This window comes from Oceanivirga salmonicida (assembly GCF_001517915.1).
GTDB lineage: Bacteria > Fusobacteriota > Fusobacteriia > Fusobacteriales > Leptotrichiaceae > Oceanivirga > Oceanivirga salmonicida.
This window is the reverse complement of record NZ_LOQI01000147.1, coordinates 1-811: the sequence shown is the minus strand read 5'-3', so window position 1 is coordinate 811 and position 811 is coordinate 1. Positions and strand designations below refer to the sequence as shown.

Sequence of the window (811 nt, the reverse complement as noted above, 5' to 3'; positions counted from 1 at the left end):
TTTAAGTGAGCCTTCACAGTAATAAATTAATTTAATTATAGAAATGTAGAGTTTCTCTTTGAAGAAAAAGGGAAAAATAATTATATTCAAGGAAAATATAATTCTGTTTGTGTTGGGATAGGAGCATATATTAAAAAAATAAAAGATAAAAAAAAGAAGAACAACAAAACAAAAGGTAAAAATGATTTGAGATTTCTTAATAAATATAGTAAAATATTAATAAGATAATACAAGGGGGTAAATCTATGTTAAATGTAAAAAAAATATTAATAGCTGTATTTCTATCTACTAGCTTTTTTTCTTGTAGTGTACTTTACTATTCACAAAAAGCATTGAATGATAAACATGTAGCTATAAAGCAATATAACGAAGAACCAAAATTAGTATATAAGGATATTCCGTTTGATTATGTATTATATACTAATTATGATGCTGAAATGAAAACATTAAAAATTGCAAAAATAAATGAAAATCAAATATACACTAAATATAAAGACAAGTATAGAGTTATGGATTTGGTTGACCAAAAAAATAATGGATATGTGGATAAAAATAGAGAAATATTTATAAGTATAATAAATGAAAAAGCATTCTTAATGGAAAAAGAAAATACAAAAAAAATGATAAAATTTGAAGAAATAATCAAATAATAATAGATTTAAAAGTAATTAAATCAAAATAGTAGGAGATGAAAATTCAAAAACAAATAAAATAAATCTAGTATAATAAAAAAGTTCCAAAAGTTAATGCAAATTTTTTGTTTGTGATATAGAATTTCTACATCTGTACAATTATAAAAAAAGGTGAGTAG

Annotated in this window: 1 protein-coding gene; it reads left to right on the top strand. The window is 21.2% G+C overall.

Annotated features, from left to right (window positions below):
* Positions 1 to 245: 245 nt before the first annotated feature.
* Positions 246 to 650, top strand: coding sequence for a hypothetical protein (locus AWT72_RS08665; protein ID WP_067143664.1), 405 nt, complete (start codon positions 246 to 248; stop codon positions 648 to 650).
* Positions 651 to 811 lie beyond the last annotated feature (161 nt).